The sequence below is a fragment of the Dyadobacter ginsengisoli DSM 21015 genome (assembly GCF_059568735.1).
Map to the genome: position 1 here is coordinate 269172 of NZ_JCANTY010000004.1, position 16789 is coordinate 285960.

Sequence of the window (16789 nt, forward strand, 5' to 3'; positions counted from 1 at the left end):
TATCAAGCTAGTTCCAGTTCCATCTTAATATCTGCCCGTTTGAAATTGTGCCCGGTAAGCGGCACTTCTTCAAAACCCAATTTTTTGTATAGGTTAATGCCCGCTGCCGATCCTTTCCGGTTGGAATACAAAATTACCTTTTTCGCCCCCAATTCCCGCGCCTTATCGAGCACGGCATTGCCCAGCAAATCACCTATTTTCTTCCCTCGCATGGTTTTCGACACCGTCATCTTGCTCATTTCAACTACATCTCCGTCTCGTTTTAATGCGCAGGTCCCCACGGGCTCATCTTCATAAAGTGCGATCAGGATTGCACCCCCATCTTTCAGATAATATCCTTCAGGATTCGAAAGCGTTTTCTCATCCTCCGGTTCTACCTCGTAAGTATCTGCAATCCAGGCATAATTGAGATCGTAAAAGGCCTGGGCATATTGCGACTCATAGTCGACAATGCGCACCGCTGAACTGATTTCCTCCTGATCCAATCTTTTGTAGCGGTCAAAAAAACCCTCCTTATTCAGTTGATATTCTGTCTCGTCCATTGCTTGTAAAAGATTGTTGGCGTTATCGGTAATTTGTTCTGCTGTTTTCCTGATCTTTTCCCACACCGGCTTCATGCGGGCCACAAGCGTCTCGGCCTGGGCTGTCAGCCGCACCATCCTTTTCCGCTCATCCCGCTCATCTTTGAACGACTCAATCAGACCTTCCTTTTCCAGCTCCTTCAACAAAGTGATGGTTGAAGGATGCGCATAGCCAATTTCTTCGGATAACTCCATAATACCCAATGCCGATTTCAGATGCAATGCGTAAATCACGGGAAACCATTTGGGTTCGAAGGTGATTCCGTGGTGCTGGTAAATAAGTACCCCATCCTTCCGGAACTGGTCGCTCAGCCGTTGCAGTCGCGTTGAAATGGCCAGAGCCCCGATCTCGTTGAAAATGTTCATCTTATTTGGTCTTTATTTTAGTTTAAATTTACGTAGTTAACTACATATATGCAAATATTACCATTGAAATTGCTCTCCGGTACTCAATTAACCTCAATATATTTTGCTATTAATCGTCCCGTCCTGACCGATGCCCCCGCGCCTCCCACTAACCCGGCCAACTTTTCATAATCCTGCTTTTGTCGCAAATACCCTTCACCGCCGGGAAGAATACGCCTGAGCTCTTTGACCAGCTGCTCTTCGTTCAACTCGTGCTGGATCAGCTCCCTGACAGCTTCTCTTTCCAATATCAGATTCACGAGCGAAATGAACGGGATACGTATCAGGCGCCTGGCCAGTGCATAAGAGAAAGCACTCGTCCGGTAGCACACCACTTCCGGCACTTTGAACAATGCAGTTTCCAATGTTGCGGTTCCTGATGTCACCAATGCAGCTGTTGCCACCGACAAGAGATCGTAAGTGCTCTCATACACGATATGTACCTTCCCGCCCGAAAGATATTGATCATAAAGCGCTGCGGGCAGATTTTTCACCCCAGCAATCACGAACTGGTATTCCGGGAAATGCTGCCGGGTGGTCAGCATTATATTCAGCATGCCGATCAGCTCCTGCTTTCTGCTGCCTGGCAGCAATGCAACAATGGGACGATCATCGAGATTATGCTTTCCCCTGAAATCAGGATCGGGCGTAAATCCCGCAATGGCATCCATGAGGGGGTTACCGACGTAATCAACCTGATAATCATACTTTTTATAGAAATCCACCTCGAAAGGAAAGATCACGAACATGTGATCCACATTAGCCTTGATCTTCCAGGCACGTTTCTGGTTCCAGGCCCATACCTTCGGTGAAATGTAATAGAATACCTTCAGCCCCTTTGACTTTGCAAAAGAAGCAATGCGGAGATTGAAGCCCGGGTAATCGATCAGGATCAAAGCATCCGGCTGGTATTCAAGGATATCCGATTTACATTTTCTGAGGAATCCACTGATGGTACGAAGGTTCATGATCACTTCCAGGAAACCCATGAAAGCGGTGTCCTTATAATGCGTTACCAATTGCATACCTTCCGCCTCCATCATATCGCCCCCCCAGCCTCTGAATTCCGCCCCGGGATCATTTTCCCGGATTCCCCTGATCAGGTTTGAGCCATGCAGGTCTCCCGAGCGCTCTCCGGCGATAAGGTAGTATTTCATCAGCTTTCGGCAGTCGGTTTGAGAATTATTCAGATAAGCATTTGTTATTCGCCGTAGTACTCCACAAAGTTTTTAGGCGTTTCGATCAGCTTGATATAATGCAGTTTCGCATTAGGTGCTGCCCGCGCGATAGCGGGTTCAAGTATATTCCAGATTTCCATCACGAAAATCTCGCAGGAAGCCATTTTGCCCTGCATGAAGTCTACATCGAGGTTCAGGTTTTTGTGATCCACCTTATCCACCACCTGCTGCTTTATCATATCGCCCAATACTTTCAGATCGATCACAAAGCCGGTGTCCGGATCAGGCTTGCCTTTTACCGTAACGATCAGCTCAAAATTATGCCCATGCCAGTTATTGTTGGCGCAGGGGCCGAACACTTCCTGGTTTTTCTCATCTGACCACGCCGGGTTGTAAAGCCGGTGTGCCGCATTAAAATGCTCTTTTCTCGTTACATAAATCATAAAACTTTCTCCCGCTTGATAAATCAGGTGCAAAATTACACCTTGTATCCGTAGTTTTGCTTCATAACAAGCGGATAACTCAAAAAAATCCTATTTCACATTTAATTTCAAGAGTAGATCGGCGCGCTCCGCTACTCTTATCTGGCATTCTTTTTACAGTTAAACATATAATCTCCCATGATTATCGTAACAGGTGCAGCCGGCTTTATTGGCAGCGGGCTTATCAGCCGCCTCAATCAAGACGGCTTTAAAAACATTATTGCAGTGGATGATTTTTCAAAAATCGAGAAGGCTGAAAATCTCGAAGGAAAGATCATCGGGGAAAGAGTAGAAAGGAATGCACTTTTCGAATGGCTTGATCAACATCACCGCGACGTGGAATTCATATTCCACATCGGGGCACGAACCGACACCACCGAGTTCGACAAAGAAGTTTTTGATGAACTGAATGTAAATTATTCCAAGGCTATCTGGGAAAAATGTATAGCTTACCAGATTCCCCTCGTATACGCATCGTCCGCAGCCACCTACGGGCTGGGTGAGCACGGGTACGACGACAATGAGGCCACGCTCTCTCAACTCAAACCGCTCAATCCTTACGGGGATTCAAAAAACGAGTTTGACAAATGGGCACTGGCACAGGAAAAGAAACCGTTTTTCTGGGCTGGCCTTAAATTCTTCAATGTGTATGGCCCCAACGAATACCACAAAGGCCGCATGGCATCGGTGATATTCCATGCCTATAACCAGATCAAGAAAACAGAAAAAATGAAGCTTTTCCGTTCGCATAATCCCGAATTCAGGGATGGCGAGCAAATGCGTGATTTCATTTATGTGAAGGATCTGATCGATGTGTGTATTTTCTTCATGCATCACCGCAAAAATTCCGGTATCTATAATCTGGGCAGCGGCAAGGCCAGGACATTCAAGGATTTGGTTACCAACACATTCCATGCGATGGGGAAAGACGCCGATATCTCGTATATAGATACACCGGAAGATATCCGTGATAAATACCAGTACTTTACCCAGGCCAACATGAGCAAGCTGAGGTCCATCGGATATACGCGTCCGTTCAGCAGCCTGGAAGAAGGTATCGACGATTACGTCAAGAATTATCTCTCTGCCGGCGCATATCTCTAAGCCGCCGGCAAGTGTTCTCCGTTAAGCGCCTGCCTGTTCAGCCGCTTAACGGAGATTCCATACGGAATGCCCTATTTCACTTCCCAGATTCCGTATTCTCCACAATTTTCCGTATTTTTGACCCTCTGATTAAACTCAATCCCACTTCTCTGTGTTAGGATAGATACCAAGCACAGTGTGACATTATTACGACTATGAGCAAAGAAGAAGAATTGTTGGAGGAAATCACCAGTTCGGAATACAAATACGGCTTTGTAACTGATATTGAGGCAGATGAAGCCCCTCCAGGGCTAAACGACGATATTGTCAGGTTTATCTCAGCTAAAAAAAATGAACCCGAATGGATGCTGCAATGGAGATTGAAAGCTTACCATTTGTGGCTGACCATGGAGGAGCCGACCTGGCCTAATGTCCACTATCCGCCCGTCGACTTCCAGGCCATTAAATACTACTCGGCACCCAAGAAAAAGAAGGCAGTAGAAAGTATCGACGACATCGATCCTGAACTGCGCAATACTTTTGAAAGGCTGGGGATCTCATTGAATGAACAAAAAAGGATCTCGGGCATTGCGGTTGACGCAGTAATGGACTCCGAGTCGGTTTTCACAACTTTCAAGGATACACTGAAAGAAAAAGGCATTATTTTCTGTTCCATCAGCGAAGCTATCCGCGAACATTCGGATTTAGTGAAGAAATACCTGGGATCGGTTGTTCCCCCCAAGGATAATTTCTACGCTGCATTGAATTCTGCTGTTTTCTCTGACGGATCTTTCGTTTACATCCCCAAAGGCGTTCGTTGCCCCATGGAGCTTTCGACCTATTTCCGTATCAATGCGGCAGGTACCGGTCAGTTTGAACGTACGCTGATCATTGGCGACGATGACAGCCATGTCAGCTACCTGGAAGGATGCACCGCACCGATGCGTGACGAGAATCAGCTTCACGCTGCGGTAGTCGAAATTTTCGCCCACGACAATGCGAATGTAAAGTACTCGACCGTACAGAACTGGTACCCTGGCGACAAAGAAGGCAAAGGCGGTATTTATAACTTTGTAACGAAAAGGGGATTGTGCGACGGACCTAATTCCAAGATTTCATGGACGCAGGTAGAAACCGGTTCAGCGATCACCTGGAAATACCCCTCCGTAATCCTGAAAGGCGATAACTCGATCGGAGAGTTCTATTCTGTGGCAGTTACCAACAATATGCAGCAGGCTGATACCGGAACGAAAATGATCCATATCGGTAAGAACACCAAAAGCCGCATCGTTTCAAAGGGAATTTCGGCGGGTAAAAGCCAGAATTCCTACCGCGGATTGGTACAGGTATTCAAAAAGGCGGAAAAGGCACGTAACTTCTCGCAATGCGACTCTCTGTTGCTCGGCGACAAATGCGGCGCGCATACTTTCCCTTACATTGAAGTAAATAATCCGTCGGCCACGGTGGAACACGAAGCGACCACTTCCAAGATCGGCGAAGACATCCTTTTCTACTGCAACCAGCGTGGTATTCCAACCGAACAGGCCGTCGCCCTGATCGTGAATGGCTATGCTAAAGAAGTATTAAATCAGCTTCCGATGGAGTTTGCTGTCGAAGCCCAAAAGCTACTGGAAATCAGCCTGGAAGGTAGCGTAGGTTAAAGTTTCATATCAGATTAAAGCCAAAAAGCCTTTGATTCGTCGAAGGCTTTTTGTATTTTATTGATCCAAGTAATTTTCCATCAACACCCACCTTTCATGACGCACGTTCCACAGCTAATCGTTGACCTTTCTTTAATCCTCACAATGGCGGGTATTATTACCCTGATCTTCAAGAAATTGAAGCAGCCCATCGTGCTGGGTTACATATTGGCCGGGTTACTGGTTGGACCCAATTTCCATTTATTTCCGACCATTACCGATATCAAAACCATCGAGATCTGGGCGGAGATCGGTGTGATCTTCCTGCTGTTCAATCTTGGTCTTGAATTTAGTTTCAAAAAGCTGGTCAAGGTCGGCAATACGGCCGCTATTACCGGCCTTTTCGAAGTATTCATGATGCTGGTTACCGGCTTCATGACAGGCCAATTGCTGGGTTGGAGCAAAACCGACAGTCTTTTTCTCGGTGGTATCATCGCCATATCGTCTACCACGATCATCTTCCGTGCCTTCGATGAACTTGGGCTGAAAACGCAGAAGTTCACCCGCGTAGTAATGGGCATACTGGTGATCGAAGATCTGACGGCCGTTTTACTGATGGTATTACTTTCGACATTATCCCTCAGCCAGCAATTTGCGGGCTATGAGCTAATCCAATCCAGTCTCAAACTGTTCTTTTTCCTTACCATCTGGTTCCTCGGAGGCATATTCGTGTTCCCTACCCTGCTGCGGCGCTACCGGCACCTGATGAATGATGAAAGTGTGCTGATCACCTCTGTAGCATTATGTTTCGGAATGGTATTTCTGGTAACACAAGCTGGCTTTTCAGCTGCATTAGGAGCATTTATCATGGGCTCTATTCTGGCTGAAACAACACACGCCGAAAAAATAGAGCATCTGCTCAAACCTGTTAAGGACCTTTTTGGCGCGGTGTTTTTTATCTCTGTGGGTATGCTGATCAACCCGGGACTTTTGCTGGATTACGCAGTCCCGACAGCTATCCTGGTGCTAATCGTTATCCTGGGTAAAACCACTTTCGTAACCCTGGGCGCTGTCATATCCGGACAGCCGTTGAAGAAGTCCCTCCAGTCGGGTATGAGCTTGTCGCAAATCGGTGAATTTTCATTTATTATCGCCAACCTGGGCTTATCATTAAAAGTCACAAGCGGGTTCCTGTACCCCATAGCCGTAGGGGTGTCGGTCATCACTACATTTGCGACACCCTATATGATGAAAGCTTCCGAGCCGCTCTATGAATGGCTTGACGGGCATTTACCAGAAAGATGGCGATTGTACCTGAACCGTTACAGCACCAGTACGGAAACCATCGCGCACACCACCCAATGGAACCAGATTCTGAAATCCTATGCGCAGACGGTCATCCTCAATTCGGTGGTGGTGGTGGGCATTATCCTCGCGTCATCCCGTCAGTTGGCCGACCAGCTGCACGAACGCGTACCGGAGACGTTCATTACAAACTCCGTTCTTTTTGGCATTACTTTCCTTTTAGTTTCACCATTCCTTTGGGCGCTTGTTTTTAAACGGGGTAACCGCAAAGCCTATTCGGCCATATGGCTGAGCCGGAAATATAGCCGGGGTCCATTGTTATTGCTGGAATTGTCGCGCGTATTGATAGCGATTTTGCTCATGGCCTTCCTGTTGAATTCATTTTTCTCCACACAAATAGCATTCATCGTCGCAGGAGGCATTATGATACTCGGTTTTGCCATTTTTTATCAGATGCTGCAACGATTTTATCATAAAATCGAAGACCGGTTTCTGCAAAATCTCAACGCCCGCCAACTGGAAGGGAGCGGAAAATCAAAGAAGATCCTGCTCCCCTGGGACGCGCACTTTGCATTTCTGGAAGTTAGCCCGGATTCCAATATGATAGGCAAAAGCTTACAGGAGCTCAAAATCCGGGAAAACTTCGGAATCAACGTTGTACTGATCGAGCGCGGAAGTAAAACGATCCATTTACCAAGGCCCACGGAGGTACTTTACCCCTGCGACCGCATTGAAGTGATTGGTACGGATGATCAGCTCGATGTTTTCAGGAGCCACATCGAAGTCAGTGCCAATGGCGATGTGTATATGGCCCACGAAGACCATATCGTACTGGAACGCGTCGAAGTCAAAACACAATACAACATTCGTGGCAAAACGATCCGTGACAGCCAGATCCGGGAGAAGACGCTCGGTATGATCGTAGGTTTGGAAAGAAACGGTGAACGCATTCTCAACCCCGATTCATCCATGGTGATCGAAAACCAGGATGTCCTCTGGATAGCGGGCGATCGGGACCTGATCAAGGATTTCATAGCTTCCAAACCGGCCAACAGCGAGGAAGAAATTGAGGTCGTCAGTTCCTGATCAATCCTTGCAGGCCTCCGGTATGCACGGCGACAATAGTGGTACCTGGCTCAAAATTGCCCATTTTAATCAACTCGAATAAGCCGTAGAACATTTTGGCTGTATAAACTTGTTCGAGCTGAATGCCAAATTCGGCTTTGAACGAATCCATAAATGCGAGTAGTTCCGGTTTGCATTTGGCATAGCCGCCGAAATGATAATCAGTCAGTAACACCAAAGAGCCGCTTTCTCGGCAACCTAATAGCAAGTCCTGAATATCTCCTGCCAGGAAAAGGCCGTCCTTAAGCACAGCAAATGCGTACACGTTGCAACCTGTAGAAAGAATGCCAGCTGCGGTACCACCTGTTCCGGCAGCCGTCGCGATATACTCGGGCATAACGCCCAACTGCTCTTGTATTTCAACAACCATTTCGGCGACACCTTTCAACGCCAATCGGGTGGTACCGCCCTCGGGAATTAGGTAGGGATTACCGAATCGAGTCAGAACCTGTGATAGATAAGCTTCCGAATTTCGTTGCCTATACTCAGCCCTGGACACGAAATGCAATTCCATCCCGTGATCCCGGCAGAATCGCAGCGTGGAATTGGCCTGCTCATCTAACTCGTTACCTCTTACAATGCCGATCGTGCGCAATCCGGCCACCTGCCCGGCCGCCGCAGTCGCATACAGATGATTTGAATAGGCCCCTCCGAAAGTCAGAAGTGCTTCCGTTCCTTTAGTTTTGGCGTCGAGGACATTGTATTTAAGCTTCCGCCATTTGTTCCCCGAAATCGTCGGATGAATCAGGTCGTCGCGCTTGATATATAAGCGTACTCCCGCGGCTGCGGTAACCCCATTCACGAGCTCTTCCAGCGGCGTGGGTGATAACGGACTTAGTAAATCCACTTATTTTAATAATTTTGTTGATCGTAAATCACGAAATAATGTCCGAAGATCCCATTGAAATTACCTCCGAGGAGGACGATTTGTTTGAACATTACCGCATCGTTGCCGACAAAGGGCAAAGCCTGATGAGATTAGACAAATTCCTGAATCTTCATGTTGCGAACGCTTCCAGGACAAAAATACAAAACGGGATCGAAGCGGAGGCCGTAAAGGTTAACGGGCTGCCGACGAAGGCCAGCTACAAAGTAAAACCGCTCGACGTCATCACACTTTCCCTTCCCGAACCACCACGTGATACGGATATAGTGCCGGAGGACATTCCGTTGAATATCCTGTATGAAGATGAGGTATTACTGATCGTCAATAAGCCCGCTGGAATGGTGGTCCACCCGGCCTACGGAAACTGGACAGGCACCTTGATCAATGCCCTCGTTTATCATTTTCAACAGCTGCCCACCGGACGGAACGGCGAGGGGCGCCCGGGGTTGGTTCACCGGATCGATAAGGATACGTCAGGCCTGTTGGTGATTGCCAAAACTGAGTTTGCCATGACCTTTCTCGCCTCCCAGTTCGCCGATCATTCCATTGAGCGGACGTACCAGGCGCTGATCTGGGGAGAACCCAAAGTCGAAAAAGGAACGATCACAGGTCATGTCGGTCGCAGCGCACGCGACAGGCGCGTAATGGATGTATATGTGGATGGGAGCCAGGGAAAACATGCAGTTACACATTATGAAGTGATCAAACCGCTACGTTATGTATCGCTGATCAAATGCAACCTCGAAACTGGCCGTACGCACCAGATACGCGCCCATATGAAACACATCGGGCACCCGATCTTTAACGATCCTATGTACGGAGGTGATAAAATTCTCAGAGGCGGCTCCAGCGGAAGTTACAAAGCTATGGTGGAGAAAGGGTTCAGTCTCATTGCCGGGCAGGCCCTGCATGCGAAATCTCTGGGCTTTATACACCCCGCCACACGTCAATGGGTGCAGTTTGACACAGATTTGCCAGCAAACTTTCAGGCGATTGTAGAAAAGTGGGAAAACTATGTAAACTATCAGTAGGAAATAGTATATTCTCGATTCTTAAACTTTCCATTAATAAACTGTTATCATGAATATCTCGACCAGGCAGGGAACAGCAGAGGACGTACCCGCGATTTTTGAATTGGTTAAGGAGCTTGCGATCTATGAAAGGGCTCTGAACCAGGTTACCAACAACGTTGATAAAATGACCCGGGATTACCATGATAAGCTGTTTGATTTCTTTGTTGCCGAAGTAGATTCAAAAATTATCGGACTTTGCCTTTACTATTTTCGGTATTCGACCTGGAAGGGAAAAAGGCTATATATGGAAGACATCATCGTCACCGAGGATATGCGGGGTAACGGGATCGGAAAGATTCTTTTCGATGCAACGGTAGCTGCTGCCAAGCAAACCGGCTGCACCGGGATGATGTGGCAGGTACTGGACTGGAACACCTCCGCAGTCAATTTTTACCGCAAATACGGGACTAACTTTGATAGTGAATGGATCAACTGCAATTTTGATTTTTAGGAGTACCACAACCCCTTAAAAGAAGGCCGAAGCTGTTTTACTTCAACAGGTCCGGCCTTCTTTCTTTAGTCCTCAGAAGCGATTGCTCATAGCGCCATTCCTCAATCTTCGCCTCGTGCCCCGATATTAGTATTTCAGGCACCGGATGCCCCTCGAAATCGGCCGGGCGCGAGTACACCGGCGGCGCCAGGAGATTATCCTGAAATGAATCTGTCAATGCGGATGTCTCATCATTCAATACACCGGGTATAAGCCTTATGATGGCGTCGGCAAGCACCGCCGCAGCAAGTTCTCCCCCTGAAAGCACATAGTCCCCAATGCTGACCTCCTTCGTTACGAACAGGTCCCGTACGCGTTGATCCACTCCTTTATAATGACCACAAAGCATGATCAGGTTCCCTTTCAGGGACAACTGATTTACCATGCCTTGTTTCATCAGTTCTCCATCCGGGGTCAGATAGATCACCTCATCATAATTTCGTTCGCTTTGCAATGCCCGTATACAGCGGGCAATGGGTTCAATCTGCAACACCATGCCAGCCCCGCCACCGAATGCATAGTCATCGATGGTACGGTGCTTGTTCATCGAATAATCACGAATGTCATGAATCACCACTTCCACGTGATTTCCCTGTTGTGCCCTTTTAAGGATAGAATGGGCAAAAAAACTATCCAGCAGGTTAGGAACACAAGTCAATATATCAATCCGCATCGTCAGGGACGTTTTCAGATGAATTATCCAGGTAAACTTCCAGCAAGCCTTCCGGAAGGTTCACAAGCAATGATTTATTGCTCTTATCAGCTCTGAGCACAATATCGGCGGCAGTGGGGATCAACACCTCAGTTCCGCGATAATCCATCGCGATCAGGTCCTGCCCATTCAATGAATAAACCTCCCTCACAGTACCGAGCTCCCCTTTTGTTTCATCCACCACCTGGAAACCTTTGATTTCGTGGTAATAGAACTCGTCATCGGCCAGCTCTTCTAATTCTTCTAACGGCAAATAAAGCGAATTTCCTACCAGGGCCTGGGCCTTTTCAATAGTGCTTATGTCCTCAAAGCTTACAATCGCATTATTTTGCTTCTGCAAATTGAAATCTTCAATGAAAAAGGGGACCAGATCTCCCTTTACTTCCACAAAAACTGATTCCAGATCTTCGTACTCCTCCGGGTAATCCACATCCAGAAATACTACAACATTTCCGGCAGTTCCGTGAGTGCGTACGATATAGCCCAATAAATAACAATTATCCTGTGTCATTTGCGGGATTAAAATATTAGGTTGTATATAAAACAATATGAGTCTGTGCGGAACACCGACAGACCCATAAAGCATGTATGTAACATCAAATTATTCTGCTGACTCTTCTGCCGGAGCTTCGGCTCCCGGAGCTTCTGCTGCTGCGTCGGTTGCATCCGCTGCTTCATCCACAACTTCTTCGCTAACTGCTGCTTCTTCTTCCGCAGGAGGAGTATTTTTCTTCGCGATTGCTTCTGCACGTGCTTCACTAATCTTACGTTCAGCATCCAGCTTCGCTTTCTTATCAGCATCTTTCTGCTGCGCAAGTGAATCTGCCGCCGTCGCTTTACGATCTGTCTTAGAACCTTTCCAGTCTTCGAAACGTGCATCAGCAACTTCCTGAGAGATTGCACCTTTCAAAACGCCTACTTGCAAGTGCTTGCGAAGCAAAACACCTTCGTGTTGCAAAATTGAACGGGCTGTATCCGTAGGCTGAGCTCCTTTCAAAAGCCAGTCAACTGCCTTGTCTGATTCCAATACGATGGAAGCAGGGTTGGTACCTGGGTTGTAGATACCCAATTTTTCGATGAAGCGACCATCACGTGGTGCTCTGGCATCTGCGACTACGATATCATAGATCGCTTTCTTTTTGCGTCCGCGACGCGCTAACCTGATTTTAACTGCCATTTTTGAATTTGTTATGGTTGGGAACTCGTCCCGTAATTAAACAGGGTGCAAAGGTAGGCAAAGTTTCCCATTTTCTGAAATAGGGCCAATAAAAAAGGGAGACAATTTCGTGCCTCCCTTTCTGTGTATCAGTGCTGCTACTAGCGGCGGAAACCAGCCGGATAAGTAGAGCGGATTGTGTTATTGGGTAGGATCTTGATCTCTACACGACGGTTAGATTGAAGACCTTCCACAGTTGTGTTTTCGGCAATAGGCCGGTACTCGCCATAGTACTCAGCGATGATACGGCTAGGATCTGTCAACCCGGCACGAACCAGGAATCGTTTCGCTGCGTCAACACGACGACGCGACAATGCTACGTTATACGAGTCGGAAGCACGGGCATCCGTGTGACCAACCAGAACGATGCGGCAGTTGGTACGCATGTTAAGCAACTCAACCACTTTGCTAAGCGTTTCTTTCGAAGCATTGCGAATGATCGCCTTATCCGTATCGAACTCGACGTTACTAAACAGTGCTTCGCATTCGTCTTTCGGCAAATTGTTTTTGATCGCATCGCGGATGATCTTATCGAGATCCATCGCAACGCCACCACCGGAAACTACGCTACCAGCAGGTGTATTCGCTTCTTTATCGAACAAGTCAGCAACACCGTCACCATCGGAGTCAGTGTAAAGACGTGGATCAACAGGCTTAGGCATATTTGCTTTCGCGATAGAGTCCGCGTCATTCATGGTCGGGTTGTAAGGTACCGGAATCAGTTGTTGCGGGTTAGCCCAGCGCAGGTGGTAACGACCAGATGCTGCATCATATTTGCCATCTTTCGCTCTTACGGCATTTTTACCCAGTTTGTAAGTAAGCGCAAGCGACACCATTCCGTAAGCATCATTTCTTGAATCACCCTTCGCAAACGTCCAGATTCCTTGTTGCGTATCGTAATCGCTCACATCACCTACGGTTGCATCCAGTTTCTCCGTATTTACGAAGTTATGCGTGTAGTCAATACCCAGATCGAAGCGGGATGATAGTTCATAATGCACCGTCAAACCTGTCGGAACTACCCACTCACGAGTGTAGGTAGATCCGTTGCGCTCCCATTTACCGGCTGTTTTCGAGCTGGCGTCGGTATTCGTAGAGAAGCTCTTCGAAACACCAGTTCTGACGTTCGTCCAGTCAACATCCGTATGATAGTAGATAATACCCCCTCCCAAATGCGCATCCACCTTCCAGCGACGCAGCTTGTTGAATCCGAACAGCAGGCGGTTCACATTCAACGTTCCGTCGAGTGTCAATTGCACGAAAGATGGACTGTTGAAAGTTGCGCTGTAGGTCTCACCGCTCAATGAGCTGAAGTGATTGTCTTTGGCACCTTGCAGACGACCGTTAACACCGGTCAGCTGGATACCCCAAAGCGGCGAAAGTTGCTTGTTAACTGAAAGCCCCCACGCACCGGTTAATTCCTCCCGGTCTCCACGCTTGAAGCCATTGTACTGGGTCAAATCTCCGAAGAATTTTGTAATACCTCCGTAACCGGTGATGGACCAGGTATTCATTTTATTAGGTCCTTCATACGTACGATTTTGAGCGTGCGTATTGTAACTCAGGAGGGTAGAACAAAGTAAAGCAACGTAAAGATTCTTTTTCTTCATGGGAAACACGCGTTATGTGATTCAATTCAAATATAGCATTGTAAATAAATTCAAAAATCAGAAAAAAAGCCAAGCCTGTAAGCCGGGTTCTGTTACTTCTACCGGTCGCCCGGCATCCGCTCCTGCCATTTATCCAGGATTCCGGTCACCCGGAACCTCTAACGATCTACCCGTGTCGGCGTCCCGAAGGACAGGGACGAGTAGCCCCGCAAACCAACACCTATTTGATCTTTCAGCCCGTAAGGTTTACCATGCGCCGCCGGTTACCCCGCAACCGGTGGGCTCTTACCCCACCTTTTCACCCTTACCGAGGCATACAAAAAATATGCCAAGGCGGTATCTTCTCTGTGGCACTTGCTGTCAACAGGCCGTCACCAACCTGCTGCCTTCCCGTTAGGAAGTACGGTACTCTGTGCTGCCCGGACTTTCCTCCCCGATTAAAAACCGCAGCGGCAGGACAGCTTAGACCTTTCCTCTGACCACAAAGCTAAGAAATACTTTCTTTCGAACAGCAGTCAATATACCATAAAAAGTAAAAAAATATGGCACTTCCGCTGATTATTGTGCAAATTTTCTATCAGATTCCTTTGAGCCCGCCAACTTTCAAATTCACTTTTCCGGTCGCAAATACAACAGAATAAAGATGTTTCGGAGTAAGATAAACCTTATCGGGCACAATATCGGAAAGTATTCCTTTTACAACGACACCCTCGGTGACTTTATAATTAGACAATGCTTTCTGTACTGTCTTTTTTGCCTCCGAAATTTGTTCTCCCACCGGGAAAACCATTCGCTTCTCCATCATCCGGCTAAATTGCCCCTGTAATAACCATCCGGCTGTCCTGATAATCGAATTCTTCGTATCCAGATCATAATCAAGCCCTTTCAACGACAATTGCTGTGTCTCAGGATCATAATAAGGAGTGCCTTTCAGGTAAATATCTCCGTTAATACCTCCCTTCAGACCTGCTTTAATAACCAGCCTGTCGTTCTGGCCATACATGGTTATGGACGATACCTCAATACTATATTTTCCATTCAGGAAAGAAAACTTTTCTCCTGCAAACTTAGCCGTCGCAAGCCTCGCGGCATCTTCGTAGGATACCACACTGATTAATCCTATTTTGAAATCTTCCTGAACCTTATCCACAATTTGCAGGTCCGGCAGTTTTTGCGTTGCGACCACCTGTGGTTTGACAGCAGAAGTGATGGTTTGTGTGTATCCTTTGATACCGATCACCGAGCGAAGTATATTGTTTTTTGCCAGCAGAGGTGTCATCACGATGCCGGTCGGAACAATAACCAGCCAGGTATCGTATTCTTTCGCCAGCATCACCGGCTGCCTCGCGACGTTCCAGGCCAGCTCTGCATTCTTTTTAAGTTCCAGGTTAGTCGCTACCTGCTCGTCGATGGCCTGTGTGATCCTATCGAAGTTCTTGTTCAGTAACCGGCTCACCATGGCTTTAATAGGAATATTGATCCCGGCCACCCTGATGCTCGGATCGCTGATCCAGTCGTAACTATCGACATATGTCTCCGACTTCAACTGCCAGGACGGGGTAATGCCGATTTTCGAAATTAATCGGATGCGAATTGAAAACTCGGTGTCTCTGTACCCCGACATCGTCACACCGAGCGGACTGATCTTGTATCCTGCACTCACCCAAATTTTCAGCGGTACTTCGAGCAGGAACGACGAATCTATCGCCACAACGCGGATCGGACTTATTTTCCAAACCTTCGCTTTCAGGTTGTCATTGTTTTCGTCCTCGTAGCTGTTGTCCTCGTAAATCAAGCCTTTGATCTTGGCATTGATCTGATTCTCGATCTCGGATACCGGAATTTCCACAGGTACATTCAGCACCGACAAATGTTTCTCTTGCTGGATTTCCTTTTCCGAATATTTGTATTCTTCCATAGGCGCCTTAGGGGAGGTACTTTTAGGGCGGCACTGCCATAGACTGCCAGCCACCAGCAGGACGGTTAGAAAATAACCGGGCCTGAGGTAAATATTACTTGATTTTAACGAGGGTAGCACCGTATCCGAATTTCTCTTTTAAAGCATCTTTAAAATATTGAACATGCTGGTTTTTACCCAGTCTGCGGTGCAGCTCTGCTTTAAGCGTTCCATTACCCGCACCATGTACGAACGTGATTTCATCCATCCCGTTGGCTATCGCCAATTCCAGGTTACTTTCAAAAGCATCAAGCTGCTTCTTAAGAATTGCATCATTGGAAAGTCCTTTGATGTCCACGCCCAGCTTCTCGATGTGCAAATCCACAACCTGATTGGGCTTCGCCACAGGGCCCGTTTCGATCGCGGGACCCGAAAGCATGCTGTTTCGTAGCTCCGCCGAAAAATCATCCCTTAAAGGCTCGGTGTCTTTCTTCAGATTCTCCTCATCCAGCTGATAAACAAACCCATCCTTCGCCAGAACAGGAACTCTGCCTTTATTCTTATAAAACGACTGCGCTCTGCATTTAATCCTTTTGTTCAATGGCTGCGGCAAATCATGTTTGCCATCCCGGTAAAACAACAACCTGAAATCGAATACCGGCCATTCCTCGAAATCTTTCATCAACACCTCCGAAAGTTTCTGCGCCGTCCGAGGTGCCAGCACACCCGCAGCTAAACCCGTCGAATGCTGCCCCGACGCCGATGCCGTGAACGGAAGAGTCCAGTCGGTATTGTTAATGATGTGGACTGTCAAAGCCCGGTCATTGACCGAAATGAAAGCCAGGTAAATGCCCTTTTCAGCAAATGGCGCGTTCCTCGGAATGATTGCTTCATTGCGCGGAGCTATCTTCCCGGGCACCTCTGACTTCGTCATCCGTTGTGACTCGACGGGTGAAATCGTAACAATTTCATTTTTCATGACCGGGATACGGAATCCGTCCTCAATCTCTATTTCAACCACATTGCCGGGAAGGAACGCATAAATAATGCCTTCTTCCCTTCCATGCACCAATCTTACTCTATCTCCGATGTTCATAATATTTCAA

General features: G+C 47.4%; 15 protein-coding genes and 1 other RNA gene. 5 read left to right on the forward strand and 11 right to left on the reverse strand.

Annotated elements, in window-relative coordinates; translation table 11 throughout:
• Window positions 1-2 precede the first annotated feature (2 nt).
• From BP71_RS16270 to BP71_RS16280, 3 genes are all read right to left on the reverse strand, one after another.
• Window positions 3-947, reverse strand: a complete 945-nt coding sequence (locus tag BP71_RS16270; protein ID WP_496381012.1) for a bifunctional helix-turn-helix transcriptional regulator/GNAT family N-acetyltransferase — start codon at window positions 945-947, stop codon at window positions 3-5.
• A gap of 83 nt (window positions 948-1030) precedes the next feature.
• On the reverse strand, window positions 1031-2143 hold the full coding sequence (lpxB, locus tag BP71_RS16275) for a lipid-A-disaccharide synthase (protein WP_496381013.1): 1113 nt from the start codon (window positions 2141-2143) through the stop codon (window positions 1031-1033).
• A 44-nt stretch (window positions 2144-2187) separates the two neighbouring features.
• Entirely contained in the window at window positions 2188-2607 is a 420-nt protein-coding gene (locus BP71_RS16280) for a 6-pyruvoyl trahydropterin synthase family protein (RefSeq protein ID WP_496381014.1), read from the reverse strand.
• A gap of 177 nt (window positions 2608-2784) precedes the next feature.
• Between BP71_RS16280 and rfaD the strand changes: the two genes are divergently transcribed.
• The 3 genes from rfaD (at window position 2785) to BP71_RS16295 (ending at window position 7760) form a co-directional block, all read left to right on the forward strand.
• Window positions 2785-3750 (forward strand): ADP-glyceromanno-heptose 6-epimerase, encoded by a 966-nt coding sequence (gene rfaD / locus BP71_RS16285; protein WP_496381015.1) that lies wholly within the window; start codon window positions 2785-2787, stop codon window positions 3748-3750.
• A 194-nt stretch (window positions 3751-3944) separates the two neighbouring features.
• The gene (gene sufB / locus BP71_RS16290; protein ID WP_496381016.1) at window positions 3945-5390 is read left to right on the forward strand and encodes a Fe-S cluster assembly protein SufB; all 1446 of its coding nucleotides are present in this window, start codon (window positions 3945-3947) and stop codon (window positions 5388-5390) included.
• 96 nt (window positions 5391-5486) lie between these two features.
• Entirely contained in the window at window positions 5487-7760 is a 2274-nt protein-coding gene (locus BP71_RS16295; protein ID WP_496381018.1) for a monovalent cation:proton antiporter family protein, read from the forward strand.
• On the opposite strand, the gene BP71_RS16300 is transcribed toward BP71_RS16295, so the two are convergent.
• Window positions 7750-8646, reverse strand: coding sequence for a 1-aminocyclopropane-1-carboxylate deaminase/D-cysteine desulfhydrase (locus BP71_RS16300; RefSeq protein ID WP_496381019.1), 897 nt, complete (start codon window positions 8644-8646; stop codon window positions 7750-7752). The two genes, BP71_RS16295 and BP71_RS16300, sit on opposite strands and share 11 nt — an antisense overlap.
• A gap of 38 nt (window positions 8647-8684) precedes the next feature.
• Here BP71_RS16300 and BP71_RS16305 point away from each other — a divergent pair, with 38 nt between their 5' ends.
• Window positions 8685-9716 carry an RluA family pseudouridine synthase gene (locus tag BP71_RS16305; RefSeq protein WP_496381021.1) on the forward strand — a complete coding sequence of 344 codons (1032 nt, stop codon included), beginning with the start codon at window positions 8685-8687 and terminating at the stop codon, window positions 9714-9716.
• Between the two features lie 49 nt (window positions 9717-9765).
• Window positions 9766-10209, forward strand: coding sequence for a GNAT family N-acetyltransferase (locus tag BP71_RS16310; RefSeq protein ID WP_496381023.1), 444 nt, complete (start codon window positions 9766-9768; stop codon window positions 10207-10209).
• Window positions 10210-10246: 37 nt separating this feature from the next.
• On the opposite strand, the gene trmD is transcribed toward BP71_RS16310, so the two are convergent.
• The 7 genes from trmD to BP71_RS16345 all read right to left on the reverse strand — a co-directional run bounded on the left by trmD (window position 10247) and on the right by BP71_RS16345 (window position 16779).
• Window positions 10247-10921 (reverse strand): tRNA (guanosine(37)-N1)-methyltransferase TrmD, encoded by a 675-nt coding sequence (gene trmD, locus BP71_RS16315; protein ID WP_496381025.1) that lies wholly within the window; start codon window positions 10919-10921, stop codon window positions 10247-10249.
• Entirely contained in the window at window positions 10911-11471 is a 561-nt protein-coding gene (gene rimM / locus BP71_RS16320; protein ID WP_496381027.1) for a ribosome maturation factor RimM, read from the reverse strand. The genes trmD and rimM overlap by 11 nt, the downstream gene beginning before the upstream one ends.
• Before the next feature lie 90 nt (window positions 11472-11561).
• On the reverse strand, window positions 11562-12137 hold the full coding sequence (locus BP71_RS16325) for a 30S ribosomal protein S16 (protein WP_496381029.1): 576 nt from the start codon (window positions 12135-12137) through the stop codon (window positions 11562-11564).
• 140 nt (window positions 12138-12277) lie between these two features.
• Entirely contained in the window at window positions 12278-13786 is a 1509-nt protein-coding gene (locus BP71_RS16330) for an OmpA family protein (protein WP_496381031.1), read from the reverse strand.
• A 62-nt stretch (window positions 13787-13848) separates the two neighbouring features.
• Window positions 13849-14255, reverse strand: an RNA gene (rnpB, locus tag BP71_RS16335) — RNase P RNA component class A.
• Window positions 14256-14363: 108 nt separating this feature from the next.
• The gene (locus BP71_RS16340) at window positions 14364-15704 is read right to left on the reverse strand and encodes a DUF4403 family protein (protein ID WP_496381033.1); all 1341 of its coding nucleotides are present in this window, start codon (window positions 15702-15704) and stop codon (window positions 14364-14366) included.
• A 94-nt stretch (window positions 15705-15798) separates the two neighbouring features.
• Window positions 15799-16779, reverse strand: a complete 981-nt coding sequence (locus BP71_RS16345; RefSeq protein WP_496381035.1) for a DUF8465 domain-containing protein — start codon at window positions 16777-16779, stop codon at window positions 15799-15801.
• Window positions 16780-16789 lie beyond the last annotated feature (10 nt).

What these genes read in the sequence shown, in the direction of transcription:
- BP71_RS16270 (WP_496381012.1), bottom strand. Translation starts at nt 947, where the DNA reads ATGAACATTTTCAACGAGATCGGGGCTCTGGCCATTTCAACGCGACTG.
- lpxB (WP_496381013.1), bottom strand. Translation starts at nt 2,143, where the DNA reads ATGAAATACTACCTTATCGCCGGAGAGCGCTCGGGAGACCTGCATGGC.
- BP71_RS16280 (WP_496381014.1), bottom strand. Translation starts at nt 2,607, where the DNA reads ATGATTTATGTAACGAGAAAAGAGCATTTTAATGCGGCACACCGGCTT.
- rfaD (WP_496381015.1), top strand. Translation starts at nt 2,785, where the DNA reads ATGATTATCGTAACAGGTGCAGCCGGCTTTATTGGCAGCGGGCTTATC.
- sufB (WP_496381016.1), top strand. Translation starts at nt 3,945, where the DNA reads ATGAGCAAAGAAGAAGAATTGTTGGAGGAAATCACCAGTTCGGAATAC.
- BP71_RS16295 (WP_496381018.1), top strand. Translation starts at nt 5,487, where the DNA reads ATGACGCACGTTCCACAGCTAATCGTTGACCTTTCTTTAATCCTCACA.
- BP71_RS16305 (WP_496381021.1), top strand. Translation starts at nt 8,685, where the DNA reads ATGTCCGAAGATCCCATTGAAATTACCTCCGAGGAGGACGATTTGTTT.
- BP71_RS16310 (WP_496381023.1), top strand. Translation starts at nt 9,766, where the DNA reads ATGAATATCTCGACCAGGCAGGGAACAGCAGAGGACGTACCCGCGATT.
- trmD (WP_496381025.1), bottom strand. Translation starts at nt 10,921, where the DNA reads ATGCGGATTGATATATTGACTTGTGTTCCTAACCTGCTGGATAGTTTT.
- rimM (WP_496381027.1), bottom strand. Translation starts at nt 11,471, where the DNA reads ATGACACAGGATAATTGTTATTTATTGGGCTATATCGTACGCACTCAC.
- BP71_RS16325 (WP_496381029.1), bottom strand. Translation starts at nt 12,137, where the DNA reads ATGGCAGTTAAAATCAGGTTAGCGCGTCGCGGACGCAAAAAGAAAGCG.
- BP71_RS16330 (WP_496381031.1), bottom strand. Translation starts at nt 13,786, where the DNA reads ATGAAGAAAAAGAATCTTTACGTTGCTTTACTTTGTTCTACCCTCCTG.
- BP71_RS16340 (WP_496381033.1), bottom strand. Translation starts at nt 15,704, where the DNA reads ATGGAAGAATACAAATATTCGGAAAAGGAAATCCAGCAAGAGAAACAT.
- BP71_RS16345 (WP_496381035.1), bottom strand. Translation starts at nt 16,779, where the DNA reads ATGAACATCGGAGATAGAGTAAGATTGGTGCATGGAAGGGAAGAAGGC.